Below are 21,222 nucleotides of genomic sequence, written 5' to 3' on the forward strand. Positions count from 1 at the left end.
ACTTCGCAGGCCGGCGCTACTCTTATTTTTGCGAGACCTGGTGCGCGGAGAACTCGACCAGCCACTGCGGTGGTTGACCGGTGCGGGCCCAGTCTATGCCCCAGGTGAAAGTGGCATAGAGTGCGGCGAAGGTCAGCAGCGCCATCAGCGACCAGTAGCCGGGGCCATAGGCGGTGACGCGGCGGGGATCGGCGCGATCGTACCATACGCGGAACACGCCCGAGGGCTTCCACGAACGCTGGACTTGCCGACCGACCATGGCGTGGGTGCGGGTCCCCTCAATGGTTTCGAACACGACCTCGTCCTCGATCCAGCGCTTGCCCTCGCCATCGCGGATGTCGAAGCCGCGCAGGGTGCCGATGGATTGCTGCATATGGGCAAAATCATCGAGGCGTTCGAGATCGCTGTAGCCGCCGCGCCAGACATGGGCGACGGCAACCTGCCAGCCGTTGAAAAGCGTGGCGGCGCGCCAGAGGCACCAGCACAGGCCGAGCACCATTGCGGCAACGCCTGCCATCAGGAGATCCACGGGTTCCATGCTGCCGACCCGTAGCGCGCGGACGTTAATGGAGCGTTGGCTTGGCCAGCGCCTTCAGCTTTGGCGTGACCATCGGCACGGTCAGCATCGTGCTCATCACCGCCATCAGCAGCAGCGCGGTGAAGGTCTCGTTGGTGACGATGCCCTTGTCGAGCAGGACGTTGACGAAGATGATCATGATCAGCGCCTTGGTCTGCAGCATCCAGCCGATGATCGACGCCTCGCCCCTGGCCCAGCCGAGCAGGCGGCCGGCGATGCGTACGCCGACAAGCTTGCCGGCGATCGAGGCGACGAGGAACAGGAACGCAGCGCCGAATACGGCAAGGCCGCCGACGTCCCATTTGGTGCGCAGGCCGGTGGAAAGGAAGAACACCGGCATGACGGCGAGCAGCAGGAACTGGCGGAAGCCGTCGAGACGTTCGCGCGTGAACCACTGCGCATCGAGCACGGCGCCTGCGAGGAACGCGCCGACCATGAAGTGCAGGCCCGACCAGTCGGCCGCGAAGCCGACGACCGCTAGCCAGATCAGCGACACGTACCAGCGGTCATTCTCGGACAGGCGGCGGAACAGGGCGCGGACGGCCCACGAAGCCACGGCGAAGGCGACGAGGAAGATGCCCTGCCGTTCCACCCGGTGCCAGTCCACGAGGATGAGCGCAAGGACGCCCCAGATCGCCACGTCATCAAGGCTGGCGTAGCGCAGCAGGCGCTGGCCGAGAGGTTCGCGGAAGATGCCGAGCTTTTCCATCAGCAGCACGAGAATCGGCAGGGCAGTGACCGCGCAGGCCATGCCGATGCCGAGCACGGCCTGCGGGTAGCTGCCGTTGGGACCAATCCAGCCCGGCGTGCGCAGCAGGAAGGCCGCGGCCAGTGCGCCGGTGAGCAGCGGAGTCAGCAAGGCTCCGGCAGCGGTGATCGCGGTTTCGCGGCGGTTGGCCCAGGCGTCGGTGATGTCGAGTTCGAGACCGGCGACGAACACGAACATCATCACCGCCCACCAGGCGATGCCGTTCAGCGAGCCAATGACCTGCGGGTTGAAGACGAAGGCGTAGTAATTCGGGAAGGCTGCGCCGAGGACGCCGGGGCCGAGCAGGATGCCGCCGATGATCTGCACCACCACCAGCGGCGCCCAGTAATCGGTGCGGAGGAGCCGCCAGGCGAGATAGGGCACGGCAAGGATGATCGTCAGCGCGATCAGGAACACTTCCGTTGTGCCCATGGCGGGCGCGGCTGGCGTCATTGGTCTATCCCCCGAAGTGCCGTCGTCTATGCAAGGGTGCGACGGCTTGTCCAATCGATCCGAAAGGCCATATCCTGTGGCAAGGAGGCGGCCAATGACCTTTGACCTCGGCAAGGCCCTGTTGCGCAAGGAAGAATACGAATCCGCGAGGCTGACGGAGTTCGAATTTGCCGAAATGGTGCGGGCGTTGAAGGCGCTGGCGGCGGAGCTTGCCGTGCCGGTCGAGCCGATGCTGGGCGTGTTGGCCGAGCGTGGGCTTGGTGCGGCGCTCGGGCATTTGCGAGAACTGGCAAGTCGCGATGTCGAGGCCGATTACCTGCGCTGCCGGGCCAATGCGCGGGCCAAGCTGATCGAGGAGCGTGGCGATCCTTCTCCGGGGAAGACTCGGCTGAAAGCTCTGTTACCGCTTAACCATCGCGCGACTCCGGCAAGGTGCGTTGCTGGCGGTTAAGCGCCGGTTTGCGTCGGCCTGACAGCTTCTTCCCATGGCGGATCTGTCCGCCGCGACGGGAGATTTTCGATGGGCTTTGAAGGGCGCGACAGCTTCGTTCGCCGCGAGGAATGCAAGGCGGCGTGGGAAAGCGAAGTGGAGTTTGCCGAGATGGCGCGGGTGCTTAAGGCGCTGGCGGCGGAGCTGGGGCAGGACACCGATGTCGCGCTGGGCGAATTGGCGGCGCATGGACTGGGCGCGGCGCTGGGCGTGCTGGCCGGGCAGGCCGAGGTTTCGGGCGTGGAGGCCGATTACCTCAGGCGGCGGGCGCTGTCGCGGGTGGAGGCGAGCCGGTTGCAGTAAGCCCCCCGACCTTCGTCATTCCCGCGCAGGCGGGAACCCAGTCTGACTTTGCGCAGTGTCGCTCTGGATCCCCGCCAGCGCGGGGATGACGAGGGTTTTAAGGACGCAGGGTTCGCTCAATCCAGATTGGGCCGCAGCCAGCGTTCCATCGCCGGCACGTCCCAGCCGCGCCGTCCGGCGTAGTCTTCGAGCTGGTCGCGGCCGATGGTGGCGACGCCGAAGTACTGGCTTTCGGGGTGGGCGAAGTAGAAGCCCGAGACTGCGGAGGTGGGCAGCATGGCCTGCGATTCGGTCAGCGTGATGCCAGCGGTGTTGGTAGCGTCGAGCAGATCGAACAGGATCGGCTTGAGGGTGTGGTCCGGGCAAGCCGGGTAGCCGGGTGCGGGGCGGATGCCGCGATATTGTTCGCGGATCAGCGCTTCGTTGGTCAGCTGCTCGCCGGGGGCATAGGCCCAGAGCGTGGTGCGCACATACTGATGCAGGCGTTCTGCAAAGGCTTCGGCGAAACGGTCAGCCAGCGCCTTCAAGAGGATGTCGGAATAGTCGTCGTTGTCGGCCTTGAAGCGGGCGAGGTGCTCATCGATGCCGTGGATGCCGACGGCAAAGCCGCCGATCCAGTCGCCCGCCGGATCGATGAAGTCCGCAAGGCAGAAGTTGGCGCGACCGCGGCTCTTGACGAACTGCTGGCGCAGGAACGGCAGGCGCACCGAGAGCTCGTCGTCGTTCGGATGCAGGATCACGTCATCGCCGTGCCGTGCGCAAGGCCAGAACTGGGCAACGCCCTTGGCGGTGAGCCACTTATCGGCGATGATCTTGTCGAGCATCGCGCGGGCATCGGCGTAGAGGCTGCGCGCGGATTCACCGATGATCTCGTCCTCGAGGATCGCAGGGTACGTACCGGCGAGCTCCCATGAGCGGAAGAACGGGGTCCAGTCGAAGCACTCGACCAGATCATTCAGGTCCCAGTCTTCGAACACATGGCGGCCGGGCTGTTCGGGCGGCGGGGCCTTTTCCGAGAAGTCCGGCGCGAAGGCATTGAGGCGGGCGTCTTCGAGGCTGAGGAGCTTCGACGCGCCCTTGCCCGCGCGGGCATCGCGAACGTGCTGGTAGTCGGCAGCGGTGGCCTTGATGAAGCCTTGCGCCTGCGTATCGGACAGCAGCTGCGAGGCGACGCCGACAGCGCGGCTGGCATCGAGCACATGGACGACCGGGCCGTCATAGGCCGGGTCGATGCGCAGGGCGGTGTGGACCTTGCTGGTGGTGGCACCGCCGATCAGCAGCGGGATGCTCATCCCGGCACGCTGCATTTCCTCGGCCACGGTGACCATTTCGTCGAGCGACGGGGTGATCAGGCCGGACAGGCCGATCATGTCGACCTGTTCCTTCTGTGCCACGTCGAGGATCGTTGCCCACGGCACCATCACGCCGAGGTCGATCACTTCGTAGCCGTTGCACTGCAGGACCACGCCGACGATGTTCTTGCCGATGTCGTGAACGTCTCCCTTGACGGTGGCCATGATGATCCGGCCCTTGGCCTTGGCGCCCTCTTCCTTTTCCGCCTCGATGAACGGGATGAGGTGGGCGACGGCCTTCTTCATCACGCGCGCGGACTTGACCACCTGCGGCAGGAACATCTTGCCCGAGCCGAACAGGTCGCCGACCGTGTTCATGCCCTCCATAAGCGGGCCTTCGATCACCTCGATCGGACGACCACCACGGGCGGCGATGGCGGCGCGTGCTTCCTCGGTATCGTCGACGACGAAAGCGTCGATGCCCTTGACCAGCGCGTGTTCGAGGCGGCGGACGACGTCCCAGCCGCGCCATTCCTCGGCTTCCTTCTCGGCGACCTTGTCCTTGCCCTTGTAGCTTTCGGCAAGCTCGATCAGGCGCTCGGTTGCGGTCTTGCCGTCATCGGCGGCAGGTTTGCGGTTGAGCACCACGTCCTCGCAAGCCTCACGCAGGACCGGGTCGATCTGGTCGTAGATATCGAGCTGGCCAGCGTTGACGATGGCCATGTCCATGCCCGCCGGAATGGCATGGTAGAGGAACACCGAGTGCATCGCGCGGCGTACGATCTCGTTGCCGCGGAAGCTGAACGAGAGGTTGGAGAGGCCGCCCGAGATGTGGACGTGCGGGCAGCGCGCCTTGATCTCGCGCGTGGCTTCGATGAAGTCCAACCCGTAGTTGTCGTGCTCTTCGATGCCGGTGGCAACGGCGAAGACGTTGGGGTCGAAGATGATGTCTTCGGGCGGGAAGCCGATGCCGGTAAGCAGCTTGTAGGCGCGCTCGCAGATTTCGACCTTGCGATCCCTGGTGTCGGCCTGGCCCTTTTCGTCGAAGGCCATGACGACGACGGCGGCGCCATAGTCCATGCACAGGCGGGCGTGGTGGAGGAAGGCTTCCTCGCCCTCTTTCATCGAAATCGAGTTGACGATCGGCTTGCCCGATACGCACTTGAGCCCTGCTTCGATCACGTCCCACTTCGAGCTGTCGATCATCACCGGCACGCGGGCGATGTCGGGCTCGGCGGCGATGAGCTTGAGGAAGGTGGTCATCGCCTCGACCGCGTCGAGCAGGCCCTCGTCCATGTTGACGTCGATCACCTGCGCGCCGTTCTCGACCTGCTGGCGCGCGACTTCGACCGCCTTGGCATAGTCGCCCGCGAGGATCAGCTTCTTGAACGCGGCAGAGCCGGTAACGTTGGTGCGTTCGCCGACGTTGACGAAACGCGAGCCGGTAAATGTATCGGTCATGGAAATCAGGCAGCCATTACAAAAGGTTCGAGCCCGGCGAGGCGGGTAACGGTGGCGGGCACGGCCATCTTGCGCGGGGGCAGGGCCTTCACTGCCTGCGCCATCGCGGCGATGTGCGCGGGCGTGGAGCCGCAGCAGCCGCCCAGCACGTTGACCTGACCGTGGTCGGCCCATTCCTTGACGAGGCCGGCAGTGGTCTGCGGCATCTCGTCATACTCGCCGAGTTCGTTGGGCAGGCCCGCGTTGGGATAGACCATGATCAGCGTGTCGGCGATTTCGGACAGCGCCTTCACGTGCGGGCGCAACTGGGTCGCGCCGAACGAGCAGTTGAGGCCGACTGTGAGCGGCTTGGCGTGGCGGATCGCGTACCAGAACGCCTCGACCGTGTGGCCCGAGAGGTTGCGACCGGAAAGATCGGTCAGCGTCATCGACATCATGATCGGGATTTCGCGAGCGAGGTCCTTCTCCACCTTGCGGACCGACATCACGCCCGCCTTGGCGTTCAAGGTATCGAACACCGTCTCGATCAGGATGAAGTCCGCGCCGCCTTCGACGAGGGCGTGGACCTGTTCGGCATAGACGTCGACGAGGTGGTCCCAGTCGATCTCGCGGAAGCCGGGGTCGTTGACATCAGGCGAGAGCGAGAGGGTCTTGTTCGTGGGGCCGATTGCGCCTGCCACGAAGCGGGGGCGGCCGTCCTTGGCGGTGAACTCGTCAGCGACGCGGCGCGCGAGCCTGGCCGATTCCACATTGATTTCGCGCACGAGGTGTTCGGCGGCGTAATCGGCCTGGCTGATGCGGTTGGCGCTGAAGGTGTTGGTTTCGGCGATATCGGCCCCGGCCTCGAAATAGGCACGGTGGATCGATTCCGGCACCTCGGGCTTGGTCAGGGCGAGGATGTCGTTGTTGCCCTTCTGGTCTTTGGCCAAGCCCAGCGTCCCGGCGTAGTCAGCCTCGGACAGCTTGAAGTTCTGGATCTCGGTGCCGAACGCGCCATCGGTGATCAGGATGCGCTGCGCGGCCTGTTCGAGGAAGGCTGTGCGGGCAGTTGAAGGTACGAGAGTCACGCGGCTTTCTCCAGCGCCGGGGCCTTGGGGCGAAGGCCAAGCAGGTGGCAGATCGCATAGGACAGTTCGGCGCGGTTGAGGGTGTAGAAGTGGAAATCGCGCACGCCGCCGGCATAGAGGCGGCGGCAGAACTCGGCGGCGATGGTCGCGGCGACGAGCTGGCGCGAGGCGGGGTGGGTGTCGAGCCCCTCAAACAGGCCGTCCATCCATGCCGGGATCGCGGCGCCGCAGGCGGCGGCGAACTTGCGCGTCTGGGCGACGTTGGAGACGGGCAGGATGCCGGGGAGGACCGGGGCATCGATGCCTGCCGCTGCAAGCTTGTCGCGGAAGCGGAAGAAGGTTTCGGGTTCGAAGAAGAACTGGCTGATCGCGCGGGTGGCACCGGCATCGAGCTTGCGCTTGAGGTTGTCGATATCGGCTTGGCTGCTCGGTGAATCCGGGTGGGCTTCAGGGTACGCGGCGACCGAGATTTCGAACGGAGCGATCTCTTTCAGGCCCGCGACCAGTTCGGCGGCGTTGGCATAGCCTTCCGGGTGCGGGGTGAACGGCACGCCGGGAGCGCCCATGTCGCCACGCAGGGCGACGATGTGGCGGACGCCTGCTTCCCAGTAGCTTTCGGCGACTTCGCGGATTTCGGCCTTGCTGGCATCGACGCAGGTGAGGTGCGCGGCGGCGGGGAGCTTTGCTTCCTTGATGATGCGGGCAACTGTGCCGTGGGTGCGATCGCGGGTCGAGCCGCCCGCGCCATAGGTGACCGAGACGAACTTCGGCTGCAGGGGCCCTAGGGTTTCGACCACGTCCCAAAGCTGCGCCATCAGCGCGTCGGTCTTCGGCGGGAAGAACTCGAACGACACGTTGATGTCGCCCGGCAGCCCGGCGAAGAGCGGGGTGTCGAGCGCGGTGCGGGCTTCGCGAAGTTGGTCGTAGCTGGCGTTCATGGGGCTTTCCGGCTTTGCCGTGGTTCGAGTTGCGCCACGCTGTCCTCCCGGCGCACGCCGGTCCACAGCTTGACGACGAGTTCGTGGCCCGCGAGCGCGCGGGTTTCGTGGGGGACGAAGCCCGCATCGCGCAACATCGCCTCGATCTGGGCATCGGAGAAGCCGAGGCGGGCGTGGGCGTGGGTCTGGCGAAGGTCTTCGCGATCGTGCGCGGCGAAATCGACGATGGCGATGCGGCCACCCGGCGCGGTGACGCGGGCGGCTCCTGCCAGCACAGCTTCGGGCGCTTGGGCATAGTGCAGGACCTGGTGGAACAGCACCGTATCGAAGCTGCGCGCGGCGAAGGGGATCTGCGCGAAATCGCCTTGGACCAGCTCGACGCTGTCCGCGCGCAGATGCTGGAGCCGTGCGCGGGCGATGCGCAGCATGTCGGGGCTCTTGTCGAAGGCGACGACATGCGCAGCGTGGGGCGCGAGAAGTTCCGCGATGCGTCCGGTGCCGGTGCCGACATCGAGCATGCGACCGAGACTGGCCGCACCGGCAAGACCGAGCAGCATTTCAGTGAGCGCAGCTTCGACCGGGCCATCTTCGATATGCAGCGAGCGCAGTTCGTCCCACTCTTCGGCGTGGCGGGAAAACCAGTCGAGCGCGTGGGATTCACGCGAGGATCGGATGGCATCGAGATGCTGGCGATCTTCGGCGCAACGACGACCGAAAGCGGTGTCCTCCTGTTCGGCAACAGCGAGCAGCCGAGCGATTGCCGCCGCGAGCGGACCGTCCGAATTTTCGGAGATCGAGCTGCGCAGGAACACCCAGGCGCCTTCCTTGCGGCGCTCTGCCAAGCCTGAATCGCACAGGATCTTGATGTGGCGCGAGACGCGCGGCTGGCTTTGCCCGAGCACTTGCGCGACTTCGCCCACCGCCAGTTCCATGCTGGCGAGGAGGCGCAGGATGCGCAGGCGCGTAGGGTCGTCAAGCGCGCGAATGGCGTCGTGGATGGCCATGCGGAAAGGCATATAAAGAAACCTTTATACGTGTCAACGGATATAAGGAAGTTGTTATATCAATTGTTACGGTTCGTCGCATCAGAGGCAACGATACGTTTGCCTTAGCCTCTGGCCACTTATAGAACAGCCCCTGTTACGCACCGCAAAGGGCTGCCAGCCTCGATGCGGAGCCACGAAACAGCCCAGAGAGGGAACTCGATGAAGAAGTACGCAAGCCTCGCGATCGTCGCTGCAGCAGCCCTTGCCTTGTCGGCCTGTGGCAAGTCCGACGATGCATCGGAAGCGGCTGCCGAGGACACGGTGGAAATGCCCGCGGACGAACTGCCGGCAATGGAGCCCTCTGCCGCTGCCGCGCCGATGGCGCCGGTGGTCGATGCCTCGGCCGCAGCTGACGCCGAAGCGAATGCCGTGCGGGATACCGCGAACAACGCCGCTGCCGTTGCCGCAGCCGCGCAAGCCGCCGCCGCCGATGGCGAGGACCAGCAGTCGGCACCGCCCGCGCAGTGACGCATTTCCCTCGCCTGATCCGTACGATCGCTGCTGCGGCGCTGCTCGCGTCTCTGACAGGCTGCGGATCGGGCGAGGAGGAAAAGCCAGGCGGCGTTTCGCAAGATGATGCCAAAGCGCTCGACGCTGCGGCCGAGATGCTCGACGCGCGCAAGCAGCCGGCCCTGCCCGAAGCGACTGTGCCTGCTCAGGAAGCTCCGGCGCCGTCGGCTTCCTGACCCCGCATCTGCTCGGTCATTCGCGCAACCAGCCACAACCTGATCGCGCCCGCCAGCCCGGGCGGCGTTTCCGCGCCGATCCGCTCGGCATCGATCCGCGCCACCAGCGCATTGATCGGCACGCCCTCGCCCGCCGCCGCCTCGCGCAGCATCTCCCAGAACATCGGTTCGAGGCTGATCGAGGTCTTGTGCCCGGCGATCTCGACCGAGCGCTTTATCGGCGGGTGATAGGTCTCGGTCATAGGGGGAGCGGGCGCTCGTGAGGCACCCGCCGCACCATCAGTACATGTGCTGGCCGCCGTTGAGCGACATCGTCGAGCCAGTCACGAAACCGCCTTCGTCAGCGGTGAGGAAGGCAACGCCGCGGGCGATTTCCTCGGCATGGCCAAGGCGGCCGACCGGGATCTTGGCGACGATCTTTTCAAGGACAGCGGGCGGCACGGCAGCGACCATGTCGGTATCGATGTAGCCGGGTGCGATGGCGTTGACGGTAACACCGTACTTTGCGCCTTCCTGCGCCAAGGCCTTTGTGAAGCCGTGGATGCCCGACTTGGCTGCAGCATAGTTGACCTGGCCATATTGACCTGCCTGGCCGTTGATCGAACCGATGTTCACGATGCGGCCCCAGCCGCGTTCGCGCATGCCGGGGAAGGTGGCCTTGGCCATGTTGAAGCAACCGCCGAGGTTGATGCGCATGACCTCGTTCCAGTCATCGAAGCTCATCTTGTGGAGCACGCCGTCGCGGGTGATGCCGGCGTTGTTGACGACAATGTCGATCTCACCGACTTCTGCCGCGATCTGCGCACAGCCCTTGATCGTGGCTTCGTGATCGCCGACGTCGAAGCGGTAGGCGGGAATGCCGGTTTTGGCCGTGAAGGCGCGGGCCTTTTCCTCGTTCCCGGCGTAGTTGGCGACGACGGTGCGTCCTTGCGCCTTGAGTGCCAGACAGATCGCCTGACCGATCCCGCGCGTACCGCCGGTAACAACTGCAACTCGCGACATGCTTTACCCTCCGATGTTCCCTCTGGGAACTACGGTAGGTTCATGACGGAGATGCGACAAGTTGCCGAATACGTAAATGCTGCGAAAGGACGAGAATTCGCACTGCAGCAAAACTGCGGAAACGGACCAGGTTTCAGACGAATTCCGAACGAATTCAGAAGCGGAACTGGGTTCCGACGTAGACGGCCTGATTGTCCTGCTTGCCATCCGTCAACGGACGCAGACGATCACGCTCAGGCGAGTAGCGCACGCCTGCGGTGACGTTGAGGTTCTTGGTCAGGCGATAGCTACCGCCGAGATCGAGCTGATAATCGCCCTGCCCTTCGAGCGTGCGCGGCGCGCGGCCAGCCTGATCGCGACCTTCGGCTTCGATGCGTGGCGCAAAGCGGCTGGGGGTGGAGGCAGGGGCCGAAGCCTTGAACTTGGCAAGATCGGGCATGTCGATCCGCTGCAAATCGTGCAGGCCGGAAGCGGCAGCGGGCGTTGCAAAGCTGGCATAGCCACGGGCCATGCCGAGGTTGAATGCCATCGGCGCGATGCGGACAGGCGAGGCACCCGGCTGCGAGGCATCAGCCAACTGGCCGCGCACTGCGAAGTTCTGCGAGTTCAGCGCATCGACACGCACCGCAACCGTGACCGACCGCGTCGGGCGGGTCTCGGTGCCGGCGGGCGTGAAGCGGAACAGCTTTCCGTTCTTCAGCGCGCGAACGGTGATCTGCGAGGCAAGACGTTCATCGACCGAAGCCGGCGTGAACGAACCGATGCCACCGCGCGCAGCGAGGCTGACGGGCGCCATGTCGAAACCGCTGGAAAAGGCCGAAGTTACGGTAGGCGAAAGGGCGAGGCCGATCACGACGGCGGCACCGAGCGTCAACGGCGCACGCAGGCGGCGGCGCATTGCACCCTTTCCTGCAGCCTTGTTGCCGTTGCCAACCATGTTACGTCCGTTCGTCCCCAACCCGGGTTTGCCCCGCTTTTCCGACCTTGCCACCGGAACCGCCAAAGCGAATCCAAGCCGGGCCAGATTGTTCTACGTAATACTTCTATCACGCGAAGGTTTCCAGTCCCGCACCTGTTCCTTGTCGCAGCTGATGACTCTTCCCGGAAAGGTGTGGCCCAATGTCCACAGGTTGCAAAAACTGCCAACGCCGGCGACCGCACGACATTCAGCAAGCATTCACGGGTGCGCCGCCCATTTGCGGCCCCGAATCCCGGGTTCGTTCATCGCGCTTGCCGCATGGCGCGCGGCGGTGATAGAGGCTTTGTTCGATCACGCGCGTTCACATGCGCGCAAACCTGCGGCAACGTCCGGAACCGGGCCGACCTGCAAGCCAAGGACTGTTTCGTAGTGACCATGACCGCCAAGACCACCCCGACCACCAGCAAGCTTGTTCCCACCCGCAAGCTTGTCATCCGTGGGCTGATGATCGGGACCATGGCCCTTGCAGTCACCGCCTGCGGCAAGAAGGAACGCCCCAAGGCCGACCTCGCCGCCAGCCAGGTCACCACGATCGGCGTCAATTCCTACCTGTGGCGCGCCACGCTCGATGCGCTCTCGTTCATGCCGCTGCTGCAGACCGACAGCAACGGCGGCGTGATCGTGACCGACTGGTACGCCAACCCCAAGAACCCGGGCGAGCGCGTGAAGGTGACGGTCTCGATCGTAGACCAGGACCTGCGCGCCGATGCGCTGCGCGTGGCGGCCAGCCGCCAGGTCTCGCAGAACGGCCAGTGGGTCGATGCGCCGGTCCAGGCTGCCACCGTGCAGAAGCTGGAAGACATCATCCTGACCAAGGCCCGCGACCTGCGCCGCGCAGCCATCGCAGGCTAAGTCTCCGCAAGGCGAATCTTGCACGAGTCGGCTGCGCTCCCTAGAGGAGCGCGCATGACCGAGAACACTGCTCCCGAACGCTTCGATCCCTCCATCGCCGACACCCGCTGGCAGCAGGTGTGGGACGAGCAGCAGTCGTTCCGGGCTGACGACAACAGCGCAAAGCCGCGCAGCTACGTGCTGGAGATGTTCCCCTATCCTTCGGGGCGCATCCATATCGGTCATGTGCGCAACTACACGATGGGCGACGTGCTCGCGCGCTACAAGCGCATGCGCGGGTTCGAAGTGCTGCACCCGATGGGCTGGGACGCCTTCGGCATGCCCGCCGAAAACGCGGCGATGGAAAAGGGCGTCCACCCCGGCGGATGGACCCGCGACAACATCGCCAACATGAAGGCGCAGTTGAAGCGGCTTGGCTTCGCCCTCGACTGGAGCCGCGAGATCGCGACCTGCGAGCCGGAGTATTACGGCCACGAGCAGTCGCTGTTCCTTGATCTCTACGCGGCGGGCCTGGTCTACCGCAAGGAATCTACGGTCAACTGGGACCCGGTCGATCATACCGTGCTGGCGAACGAGCAGGTCATCGACGGGCGCGGCTGGCGTTCGGGCGCGCTGGTCGAGAAGCGCAAGCTGAACCAGTGGTTCCTCAAGATCACCGACTTTGCCGACGAACTGCTCGAAGGCCTCTCCACGCTGGACAAGTGGCCAGAGAAGGTCCGCACGATGCAGGAGAACTGGATCGGCAAGAGCCAGGGCCTGCAGTTCCGCTTCGACCTCTCCAATGGCGAGAGCGTCGAGGTCTATACCACCCGGCCCGACACGATCTTCGGGGCAAGCTTCGTGGCCGTGGCGGCGGATCATCCGATCGCGCAGGGCGTCGCGGCGGTGAACTGCGAGGCGGCCAACTTCATTGCCCTGTGCAAGAAGGGCGGAACCACTGCCGCCGAGCTCGAAACGGCGGAGAAGCTGGGCTTCGACACCGGCATTGGCGCGCGCCATCCGCTGACGGGCAAGTACCTGCCGGTCTACATCGCGAACTTCGTGCTGATGGAATACGGCACCGGTGCGATCATGGCCGTGCCGGGGCACGACCAGCGCGACTTCGATTTCGCCACCAAGTACGGATTGCCGATCCTGCGTGTGGTCGCGGCCGATCCGGCCGATGCGGACAAGCCTTTTGCGGGCGAGGCCGAGGCGGGTGACGGCGTGCTGGTCAACTCCGACTTCCTCAACGGCATGAGCGTGGCCGAGGCCAAGGCCGCGGTCATTGGCCGCGCGCAGGGCGAAGGCTGGGGCGAAGGCAAGACGGTGTGGCGCCTGCGCGACTGGGGCGTATCGCGCCAGCGCTACTGGGGTACGCCGATCCCGTTCGTGCACTGCGAGGTGTGCGGCGTGGTGCCGGTGCCCAAGAAGCAGCTGCCGGTGAAGCTGCCGGAGGACGTGACCTTCGACGTGCCGGGGAATCCGCTGGACCGCCACCCGACGTGGAAGCATGTCGACTGCCCGCAGTGTGGCCATGCCGCGCGTCGCGAGACCGACACGCTCGACACGTTTGTCGACAGTTCGTGGTACTTCCTGCGCTTTGCCAGCCAGCCGGAGGACCGCCCGTTCGATCCGGAAGAGATCAAGCGCTGGCTGCCGGTGGAGCAGTACATCGGCGGGATCGAGCATGCGATCCTCCACCTGCTCTACGCCCGCTTCTGGACCCGCGCCCTGGCTCGCATCGGCAAGATCGAGGTGACAGAGCCGTTCGGCAGCCTGTTCACGCAAGGCATGGTCACGCACGAGACTTACGAGCGCAAGAACCCCGAAAACGGGCAGCCGGTGTTCTTCTCGCCCTCCGAGGTGGAGCGCAGTGGCGACGGTGCGACGCTGAAGGCGGATGGCGCACCGGTCGAGATCGGGCGCGTGATCAAGATGTCCAAGTCCAAGAAGAACGTGGTGGACCCGGACGAGATCGTTGCGAAGTATGGTGCCGATGCGATCCGCTGGTTCATGCTTTCGGACTCGCCGCCCGAGCGCGACCTGCCGTGGTCGGAAGCCGGGATCGAGGGCTGCGCACGCTTCGTGCAGCGCCTGTGGCGTCTGTTCGGCCAGTACGACGCCGCTGCGACTGGCGAGGACAAGGCGCTCGACCGCAAGGCGCACCAGACGGTCCATGCCGTCGCTTCGGATATCGAGGCGCTCGGCTTCAACAAGGCCGTGGCGCGCATCTACGAACTGACCGGCGCGATCGAGAAGGCTGCGCCTTCGGCCAGCCGCTCGGCTGCGATCCAAAAGGTGCTGCTGCTGGTCGGCCCGATGATGCCGCACCTGGCCGAAGAAGCCTACGCACGATTCGGCTCCGGGCTGGTGGCCGACGCGGCATGGCCCGAAGTCGATCCCGCGCTGCTGGTCGATGACGAGGTGACCGTGGCCGTGCAGGTCAAGGGCAAGCTGCGCGATACCCTGACCGTGGCCAAGGGGACGCCCAAGGAAGAGCTCGAACGCCTTGCTCTCGCTTCCGAGAAAGTGCAGCGTGCGCTGGAAGGGGCGGAAGTGAAGAAGGTGATCGTGGTGCCCGACCGTCTGGTGAACCTTGTCGCATAAGCGCCTTCTCATCCTCGCTTCGCTGGCGCTTATGGGCGGCTGTGGCTTGCAGCCGATGTATGCCGGCGGCGGCAAGGGCGAGATTGCCCGCGCGCTGGCCGACGTCAGCGTCTCACCGATCGAAGGCCAGTCTGGCTGGCTTGTGCGCAACGCGCTGGTCGATCGTCTCGGCGCGGGAGCGGCAGGGACGGCATCGCGATACCGGCTGGACATTCGCCTCGACGACCGCGTCGAGGGCCTGGGCCAGCTGTCGAACGATGCGATCACCCGCGAACGCCGCACGCTGCGCGCGCGCTATCAGCTGGTCGACACGCAGAATGGCGAAGTCGTACTCGATGCGACGGCGGGGTCCGACGCCGGATTTGACGTGGTGAACAGCGAATATGCGGTGATCGCGGCGGAGCAGACCGCGCTCGAGAACCTGTCACAGGAAGTGGCCGACCAGATCGTCACCCGCGTATCGGTCCGCCTGCGCAAGCGCTCCTGAGCGCCGCGTGAAGGTCACCCAGAAGAACTTTGCGGCAAGTGCGGGACGCGCGGTAAAGGACTGCCGCATCTTCTATTTTTGCGGACCGGACGAGTCCGGGGCGAGCGATGCCGCGGCGAAAATCGCCGGCATGCTGGGCGAGGCCGAAAAGGTCGATCTCGGCGGCGCCGAGCTGAAGCGCGATCCGGTGCGTCTGGCCGACGAGGCGCGCTCGGTCTCGCTGTTCGGCGACAGGCGGATAATTCATGTCCGCGCGACCGGTGACGACGCTTACGATGCTGTCGAAACGCTGCTGCAAAGCCCGGTCGATGGCTGGCCGGTCCTGATCGTCGCAAGCTCGGCCACCGACAAGTCGCGCATTGCCAAGCTGCTCGAGAACCGGGCTGATGCGCTTGTCGGCATGTTCCATCCGCCAGACCTCAAATCGGTCGCCGGCACTATCCGCAGCACGGCCGACGGCATGGGCGTGCGCCTGACCGACGAGCTTTCGGAGCGCATTGCCCGGGCGACCGCGCTCGATACCCGCATGGCGCGCAGCGAACTGGAGAAGATCGCGCTCTATCTCGACGCCAGCCCGCAGGCGCCGCGCACGGCGAGCGCGGCCGATCTCGACGAGGTCTGCGCGGTAAGCGAGGACGACGGCATGATGCCGCTGGTCAATGCGGTGCTCGGGGGTGAGGCCCGTCGCATTCCCGGCGAACTTGCGCGCATGCGCGAGCAGGGCATCAACCCGGTCGGACTGGTGCTGGCATTCGAAAGGCGCGCCGGGCAGCTCGTGCAACTGGCGGGGCGGCTCGGCGAGCGTGGCGACATCAACGCGTTCATGCAGCAGGAAAGCGACGCGCGGCGCGTCTTTTTCCGCGACCGGGCAGACCTGACCCAGCAATTGAAGCGCTGGCGGGGGCCGCGGCTCATCCGCCTGTGCGAGCGGCTCGTCATGCTGCACCGCACACTCATTGCCGACAACCGCAACGGTGAACTGGTCCTCGCCCAAGGACTTGCGGAGATCGCGCGCGCCGCAGCACGGTGAAGCGTGGCGGAATTCCGTCACCCGGTGTGGCGTACGTCACATCAGGGCACGAAGGCGCTTGCCATAGGATGAACCCTAGGTATTTTTGCGCAGTGCAATAAGAAAAGCATTGGTCGCTAGAGAGATTCGATCAAGGCCGTCGGCGGACAAGGTACAAAGTCCCGCCGCTCATGGTTGAAGGGGCAACTGGACGCGATGACAATGCACATTTCGGCAGACGAGATGCGCCAGTCGCAAGGGCGCAAGCGGATCACGCTTCCGCTCGCGCCGTCGCTTGAACAGCGCCGGTTGCAGCTTTACGTCGCCCTGCTCCTCGCAGATGGCCTGGCCATCATCGGCGGCTTCGGCGCTGCCAGCTGGCTCTATCTGGGCAACTTCGCCGATCCGGCGTCACTGCTGCACAGTCAGGTCATGCTGCCGATCTACTGGACGATCGCGCTCGGCCTGCAGGTCTATACACTACCGGCACTGCGCCGTCCGAACTTCGCGCGCGGCCGTTCGGCACTGTCACTGCTTGGAGCGGAATCCGTGCTGCTTTTCGTAGGCTTTGCCACGAAGAGCACCGAGGATTTCTCGCGCGTTTCGGCAATACTCGGCCTTGCCTTCAGCCTGGCGCTGTTGCTTTGGGTACGGGCATTGCTGCGCCCGCTCATTCGTGCGCGTTGCGGCGAAGTGGCCCTGAACACGCTGCTTATCGATGACGGCGGTGCTTCGCTGCGCATTCCGTACGCCTTTCATATCGACGCGCGCGAACACCATCTGGCACCGGACCTTGGCGATCCGCACATGATGGACCGTCTCGGACTCTACATGCTCAACATGGACCGCGTGCTTGTCACCTGCCCGCCGGATCGGCGCGCATCGTGGGCGCTGGTTTTCAAGAGCGCCAACGTTTCGGGCGAGATCGTCGATCCCGAAGTGCGCAAGCTTGGCGTGATCGGCGCGCGGCGCGACCGCGATTACGGCGCTCTGATCGTTGCCAGCGGACCGCTTGGTTTGCGCTCCCGCGCGATCAAGCGCGCGCTCGACCTGACTCTGGCGGGAGGTGCCGTCCTGGCGCTGGCCCCCTTGCTGCTGCTTGTGGCCTTGCTGATCAAGCTTGAGGACCGGGGCCCGATCTTCTTCGTGCAGAAGCGCACAGGTCGCGGCAACCGCTTTTTCCCGATTTTCAAGTTCCGCTCGATGCGGGTCGAGAAGCTCGACGCTTCGGGCAATCGCTCGGCCAGCAAGGACGATGATCGCATCACCCGCATCGGGCGCTTCATCCGCCGGACCAGCATCGACGAGCTGCCGCAGCTGTTCAACGTTTTGCGCGGCGAGATGTCGATCGTCGGTCCGCGTCCCCACGCGATCGGGTCACTGGCGGGCGACAAGCTGTTCTGGGAAGTCGACCACCGCTACTGGCTGCGCCACTCGCTCAAGCCGGGCCTGACCGGCCTTGCCCAAGTGCGCGGTTTCCGTGGTGCGACCGACACCGAAAACGATCTGGCTGACCGACTTCAGGCCGACCTCGAGTATCTCGACGGCTGGACGATCTGGCGCGATCTCAAGATCATCGTCAACACCGCGCGCGTCCTCGTGCACGACCGCGCCTTTTGAGGGACGGCCGCTTACCCACGATGCAGCGATGCCGCGCTCACCGGACAGGTAAGGCCAGGCACTTCAGCCTGCAGCCGGGCCACCCGCTTGGCAAAGCTGCGGTGGGTCGGCGCGCGCAGGAAGCCGAGCCAATCACCCTTGCCGAGACGCTGGAACAGGCCAAGGCCCTTGGTCGCATCGTAACCCGCACAGTGCATCAGCCTGAGGCCGAGCGAGTCCGCATCGTCCTCCATGGACCGGCGCGCCGAGATGCCGCCGCCCTTGCGGTGCCGCAGGATGATGTGGGCCAGTTCATGCCCCGCCGCGAGCGCAATCTCGTCGTCGCTGCGCGCGAAGGTGACAAGGCCGGTAGAGATGGCGACGTTCCGGGCATCGCTGTGAGCATCGACGCCGCGATCGGTGACCAGCACCAGCCGCGCGGCGCAATGGCGGACCGGGCGGACCTGAATATGCAGGGGCTTTCCCGCGCGCAGCACGTCGAAGGCGATGGGTTGGTCGCCGGGGGCCTCGGCAATCTCGTCCAGCAGCGCTTCGCCGACCAGCGCACCGGCCTTGCGCCGCGTCGCAATCGCTTCGACCATTTGGCCTGCGATTGCGACGACTTCGTCACCGGGTTGCAATCCGGCGCGGTCTGCCGGACCGCCTGCGGCAATCGCGGCAACGACCGGACGCGCGCCCATGCCCAGCGTCCGTGCCAGCAGGGGCCAGTCATTGGCGGCGTAGGCGCGGCGGTCATCGAACAGCACGCCGCTGTCGCGCGCGCTGGTGGGGCACAGGCTGCCTGCTGCCTGTCGCAACTGCCATTCCTGCTGCATCACGCGGGCCATGTCCTGGCGCAGGCGGATCGGCCAGGCCATGTCGGTGGCCGCCTGCGCCGTGCCTATGAGCGTCAGCAACAGCGCCAAGGGGGCAGTCATCGCGCGGCGGCGCAGGTTCGCCACTGTCAGGTCTCCTTGGCATACAGCTTCGAATTGAAGCGCTTACCCTTTTCGACCAACGCTGGCAAAGCGGATGCGACAGCCTTTTGCGTTCGACCGCAACGGTTTGGAGTTTGAAATGACGAAGGTTCTTGCCGCGGCATCGGCCGGCGGCCATTGGGAGCAGATGATGCTGCTTCGCCCGATGCTCGAGCAGTTTGACGTCCACTTCGCCACGACGCACCCCGACCTGCCCAAGCGCGCCGGGATCACGAACGCGACAATCCTGCCAGACTGCAACCAGAACCAGCCGCTCAAGTCGCTGATGTGCCTTGTTGCGGCGGCCCGGCTCGTGCTGCGCTTCCGGCCAGACGTGGTGATCTCGACCGGGGCCGCGCCGGGCTTCTTCTGCATTGCGCTGGCCCGCCTGATCGGCGCGCGGACGCTGTGGATCGACAGCGTCGCCAATGCCGAGCAGCTTTCGATGTGCGGCAAGCTTTCCCGCATCTTCTCGACGCGGTGCATCACCCAATGGGAACACCTCGAGCGCGATGGTCGCCCCGGCTTTGCAGGGAGCCTGCTGTGATTCTGGTAACCGTCGGCATGCAGCTGGGCTTCGATCGCCTGATCAGGGCGATGGACGAGATCGCGCCGGAACTCGGCATGCCGGTCATCGCCCAGACCGGCAAGGGCACCTACCAGGCGCGCAACATCAAGACGCTGGAAAGCATCGCGCCGAGCGAGTTCGACAAGCTGATTCGCGAAACGCGTCTCCTGGTCGCGCACGCCGGGATCGGCACGGTGCTGACCGCGCAGAAGTTCGGCAAGCCTCTGGTACTGTTCCCGCGCCGTGCCAGCTTCGGCGAACACCGCAACGACCACCAGCTGGCTACGGTTGGCCAGCTTGACGGACGTCCCGGCATCGGCGTTGCTTACGAGGAAGCGGACCTTCGCGCCGCGATTGCCAAGGGGCTGGAGAGCGAGATGGGCGGGGTCGCCTCGGATCTGGCGGAACGGCGTTCGCGCCTGACTGCTGCGGTGGAACGTTTTATCCGGTCAGGCGAGATCTGAATGCTTGCGTCGGCCACCCTGTCGCGCCCGTGTCCGCAACGACACGAGATAATGGCGCGACAAGCCGAGGACGGCCAGGGTCGATCCGATATCGACAATCCAGTTGAGGCGCGGCCCCCGGTACAGCACGCTATCGATGATGTGCATCGAGACCATGCGCAGGGCGACGAGCATCAGCATCGCGCCGCAACTGATCACCGCGAGCAGGGTGATCCGCGAAAGGCCGGGACGTTGCAGGATGCCGCTGCGCCAGGTCCATACGGCGCCGGCCATTGCCGAAAGCGATGCGACCACGACGAGGATCGCCGCAGTGATAGACTGGATGTCCCATCGATCATCGTAGGCACGCTCGGCGCGGAGCTCTCCCCGCATTGCTGCGCGCAGGGCTTCTTCGAGGCCGAGCTGGCGCGACACTGCCAGCAGCAGGAAAAGAACACCGGCGAACAGCCAGACCCGCGCATGCCACTGTGGCAGGCCCATTCCGGCAGTCGCTTCGCGTGCCGCAAGCATGCTGCGCAGCGCGGAAAGCGCGGCAACGAGGTAGAGCATCACGGCAATGCCGCCGAGAATACCGGACGAATACGACATCTTGAACAACGTTCCTCAACGCGTAGAATGCTGCAGCGCAGCACAAGTTTTCCGAGCAGTAGCCATGAGACTTTTTTACGCGCCCGCAAGTCCATTTGGCCCTGGTTGCGGGCGCAAGGCCACAACCCGGCCCAAAACTCGGGTCCGAGGTTAATAAATGCATAACAAACTGTCCAGAACACGCGAAAATTGCCGTCCCGCGCCATCTGGCCGGCCCTTGCGCTCGCAAGATGCGGGGGTTATGCCGAGAATACTTATTTCCCAGACAGGTCTCGCAAGGTGAAAGCAGGCATGAACAAGACAATGGCTCGCTGCACTGCAAGGACCGCTTTGGCAGGTGCGCTGGCACTGACGATCGCCGGTTGCAGCACCGGCCCGGTGGCAAAAGTCGGCCTGGTCGATCAGACTCCCTCGGCGGAACTTGGCCAGCAGGATTATTCCGGGATCGAATCATCGACCTACACGCTGCGCCCTTCGGACGTCGTATCGGTCATCGTATTCCGCGAACCGGACCTCTCGGTCGAGAACATCCCTGTTGGCGCCGACGGCATGCTTTCGCTGCCGCTGCTCGGCTCCATCAAGGTGGACGGGATGACCACGCGCGATCTCGAGCGCACGGTGGCAGAGCGGCTTGCCAAAGGTGATCTCGTGGACCCGAAGGTCTCGGTCAACGTGATGCAGTTCGGCTCCCATGTCGTGACCGTCGAGGGATCGGTCGAAAAGCCCGGCATGTATCCGTTCAAGCCGGGCACGCGTCTTTCGGGCGCCATCGCCCTGGCCAACGGCCTGAAACGCGAAGCAAAGCTGAAGGAAGTGGCAATCTTCCGTCAGACTGCGCGCGGCATGGCAGTTGCGAAGTTCGATTACGGCGCAGTCCGGTCGGGCACGATGCTTGATCCGATCCTGATGCCGACCGATCGCGTCGTCGTCGGCACTTCGGGCCTCTCGCTGTTCTGGCAGGACCTGATCAAGACCCTGCCCGCCTTCGCCTTGTTTACCAACATCTGATGAGCCGAGCCGACTCGCCTGAAACCTGCGCCCACCGCC

At 65.0% G+C, this 21,222-nt stretch carries 23 protein-coding genes; 12 read left to right on the top strand and 11 right to left on the bottom strand.

Annotation, left to right across the window (positions count from 1 at the left end):
* Window positions 1-22: 22 nt before the first annotated feature.
* Together I2488_RS07140 and I2488_RS07145 are read right to left on the bottom strand one after the other, a co-directional pair.
* A complete protein-coding gene (locus I2488_RS07140; protein ID WP_196275123.1) occupies window positions 23-517 on the bottom strand; it encodes a hypothetical protein in 495 nt (164 codons plus the stop codon).
* Window positions 518-563: 46 nt separating this feature from the next.
* Window positions 564-1,778 carry a cation:proton antiporter gene (locus I2488_RS07145; protein ID WP_425492372.1) on the bottom strand — a complete coding sequence of 405 codons (1,215 nt, stop codon included), beginning with the start codon at window positions 1,776-1,778 and terminating at the stop codon, window positions 564-566.
* Between the two features lie 94 nt (window positions 1,779-1,872).
* Here I2488_RS07145 and I2488_RS07150 point away from each other — a divergent pair, with 94 nt between their 5' ends.
* On the top strand, window positions 1,873-2,229 hold the full coding sequence (locus I2488_RS07150; protein ID WP_196275124.1) for a hypothetical protein: 357 nt from the start codon (window positions 1,873-1,875) through the stop codon (window positions 2,227-2,229).
* Between the two features lie 69 nt (window positions 2,230-2,298).
* Window positions 2,299-2,571 carry a hypothetical protein gene (locus tag I2488_RS07155; RefSeq protein ID WP_196275125.1) on the top strand — a complete coding sequence of 91 codons (273 nt, stop codon included), beginning with the start codon at window positions 2,299-2,301 and terminating at the stop codon, window positions 2,569-2,571.
* Between the two features lie 116 nt (window positions 2,572-2,687).
* Here I2488_RS07155 and metH read toward each other — a convergent pair whose 3' ends face one another.
* Genes metH through I2488_RS07175 form a run of 4 tightly spaced genes read right to left on the bottom strand, consistent with a single transcriptional unit; the run spans window position 2,688 to window position 8,333 of the window.
* Entirely contained in the window at window positions 2,688-5,324 is a 2,637-nt protein-coding gene (gene metH, locus I2488_RS07160; RefSeq protein WP_196275126.1) for a methionine synthase, read from the bottom strand.
* Window positions 5,325-5,329: 5 nt separating this feature from the next.
* Window positions 5,330-6,391 (bottom strand): homocysteine S-methyltransferase family protein, encoded by a 1,062-nt coding sequence (locus I2488_RS07165; RefSeq protein WP_196275127.1) that lies wholly within the window; start codon window positions 6,389-6,391, stop codon window positions 5,330-5,332.
* Entirely contained in the window at window positions 6,388-7,329 is a 942-nt protein-coding gene (gene metF, locus I2488_RS07170) for a methylenetetrahydrofolate reductase [NAD(P)H] (RefSeq protein ID WP_214652269.1), read from the bottom strand. Before metF ends, I2488_RS07165 begins: the two co-directional genes overlap by 4 nt.
* On the bottom strand, window positions 7,326-8,333 hold the full coding sequence (locus tag I2488_RS07175; protein WP_246465547.1) for an ArsR/SmtB family transcription factor: 1,008 nt from the start codon (window positions 8,331-8,333) through the stop codon (window positions 7,326-7,328). The genes metF and I2488_RS07175 overlap by 4 nt, the downstream gene beginning before the upstream one ends.
* A 201-nt stretch (window positions 8,334-8,534) precedes the next feature.
* Between I2488_RS07175 and I2488_RS07180 the strand changes: the two genes are divergently transcribed.
* Both I2488_RS07180 and I2488_RS07185 read left to right on the top strand, forming a co-directional pair.
* Complete coding sequence (locus tag I2488_RS07180; protein ID WP_196275129.1) at window positions 8,535-8,843, top strand: hypothetical protein; 309 nt, start codon at window positions 8,535-8,537, stop codon at window positions 8,841-8,843.
* Window positions 8,840-9,061 carry a hypothetical protein gene (locus tag I2488_RS07185; protein WP_196275130.1) on the top strand — a complete coding sequence of 74 codons (222 nt, stop codon included), beginning with the start codon at window positions 8,840-8,842 and terminating at the stop codon, window positions 9,059-9,061. The genes I2488_RS07180 and I2488_RS07185 overlap by 4 nt, the downstream gene beginning before the upstream one ends.
* On the opposite strand, the gene I2488_RS07190 is transcribed toward I2488_RS07185, so the two are convergent.
* The 3 genes from I2488_RS07190 to I2488_RS07200 form a co-directional block, all read right to left on the bottom strand.
* Window positions 9,031-9,303, bottom strand: a complete 273-nt coding sequence (locus I2488_RS07190) for a ribbon-helix-helix domain-containing protein (RefSeq protein WP_196275131.1) — start codon at window positions 9,301-9,303, stop codon at window positions 9,031-9,033. The two genes, I2488_RS07185 and I2488_RS07190, sit on opposite strands and share 31 nt — an antisense overlap.
* 37 nt (window positions 9,304-9,340) lie before the next feature.
* Window positions 9,341-10,063, bottom strand: coding sequence for an acetoacetyl-CoA reductase (phbB, locus tag I2488_RS07195; protein WP_196275132.1), 723 nt, complete (start codon window positions 10,061-10,063; stop codon window positions 9,341-9,343).
* 154 nt (window positions 10,064-10,217) lie between these two features.
* Window positions 10,218-10,961 (bottom strand): hypothetical protein, encoded by a 744-nt coding sequence (locus I2488_RS07200; protein ID WP_196275133.1) that lies wholly within the window; start codon window positions 10,959-10,961, stop codon window positions 10,218-10,220.
* A gap of 525 nt (window positions 10,962-11,486) precedes the next feature.
* Between I2488_RS07200 and I2488_RS07205 the strand changes: the two genes are divergently transcribed.
* The 5 genes from I2488_RS07205 to I2488_RS19530 all read left to right on the top strand — a co-directional run bounded on the left by I2488_RS07205 (window position 11,487) and on the right by I2488_RS19530 (window position 17,599).
* Window positions 11,487-11,894, top strand: coding sequence for a DUF3576 domain-containing protein (locus I2488_RS07205; RefSeq protein WP_196275379.1), 408 nt, complete (start codon window positions 11,487-11,489; stop codon window positions 11,892-11,894).
* Window positions 11,895-11,948: 54 nt separating this feature from the next.
* Window positions 11,949-14,483 (top strand): leucine--tRNA ligase, encoded by a 2,535-nt coding sequence (leuS, locus tag I2488_RS07210; RefSeq protein ID WP_196275134.1) that lies wholly within the window; start codon window positions 11,949-11,951, stop codon window positions 14,481-14,483.
* A gap of 55 nt (window positions 14,484-14,538) precedes the next feature.
* Entirely contained in the window at window positions 14,539-14,970 is a 432-nt protein-coding gene (lptE, locus tag I2488_RS07215; protein WP_196275380.1) for an LPS assembly lipoprotein LptE, read from the top strand.
* A gap of 7 nt (window positions 14,971-14,977) precedes the next feature.
* Window positions 14,978-16,000 (top strand): DNA polymerase III subunit delta, encoded by a 1,023-nt coding sequence (gene holA / locus I2488_RS07220; protein ID WP_196275135.1) that lies wholly within the window; start codon window positions 14,978-14,980, stop codon window positions 15,998-16,000.
* Between the two features lie 201 nt (window positions 16,001-16,201).
* Window positions 16,202-17,599 (top strand): sugar transferase, encoded by a 1,398-nt coding sequence (locus I2488_RS19530; RefSeq protein ID WP_425492382.1) that lies wholly within the window; start codon window positions 16,202-16,204, stop codon window positions 17,597-17,599.
* An 11-nt stretch (window positions 17,600-17,610) separates the two neighbouring features.
* On the opposite strand, the gene I2488_RS07230 is transcribed toward I2488_RS19530, so the two are convergent.
* Window positions 17,611-18,540, bottom strand: coding sequence for a PDZ domain-containing protein (locus tag I2488_RS07230; protein WP_196275136.1), 930 nt, complete (start codon window positions 18,538-18,540; stop codon window positions 17,611-17,613).
* Between the two features lie 115 nt (window positions 18,541-18,655).
* Between I2488_RS07230 and I2488_RS07235 the strand changes: the two genes are divergently transcribed.
* Together I2488_RS07235 and I2488_RS07240 are read left to right on the top strand one after the other, a co-directional pair.
* Entirely contained in the window at window positions 18,656-19,102 is a 447-nt protein-coding gene (locus I2488_RS07235) for a glycosyltransferase family protein (protein ID WP_196275137.1), read from the top strand.
* Window positions 19,099-19,587 (top strand): glycosyltransferase, encoded by a 489-nt coding sequence (locus tag I2488_RS07240; protein ID WP_196275138.1) that lies wholly within the window; start codon window positions 19,099-19,101, stop codon window positions 19,585-19,587. The genes I2488_RS07235 and I2488_RS07240 overlap by 4 nt, the downstream gene beginning before the upstream one ends.
* Here the strand turns inward: I2488_RS07240 and I2488_RS07245 are convergent.
* Window positions 19,573-20,175: a hypothetical protein gene (locus I2488_RS07245; RefSeq protein WP_196275139.1), complete on the bottom strand. Its 603-nt coding sequence runs from the start codon at window positions 20,173-20,175 to the stop codon at window positions 19,573-19,575. The genes I2488_RS07240 and I2488_RS07245 overlap by 15 nt on opposite strands.
* A 291-nt stretch (window positions 20,176-20,466) precedes the next feature.
* Between I2488_RS07245 and I2488_RS07250 the strand changes: the two genes are divergently transcribed.
* The gene (locus tag I2488_RS07250; RefSeq protein WP_196275140.1) at window positions 20,467-21,183 is read left to right on the top strand and encodes a polysaccharide biosynthesis/export family protein; all 717 of its coding nucleotides are present in this window, start codon (window positions 20,467-20,469) and stop codon (window positions 21,181-21,183) included.
* The last annotated feature ends 39 nt before the right edge of the window (window positions 21,184-21,222 follow it).

The sequence above is a fragment of the Novosphingobium jiangmenense genome (assembly GCF_015694345.1).
GTDB classification, from domain to species: domain Bacteria; phylum Pseudomonadota; class Alphaproteobacteria; order Sphingomonadales; family Sphingomonadaceae; genus Novosphingobium; species Novosphingobium jiangmenense.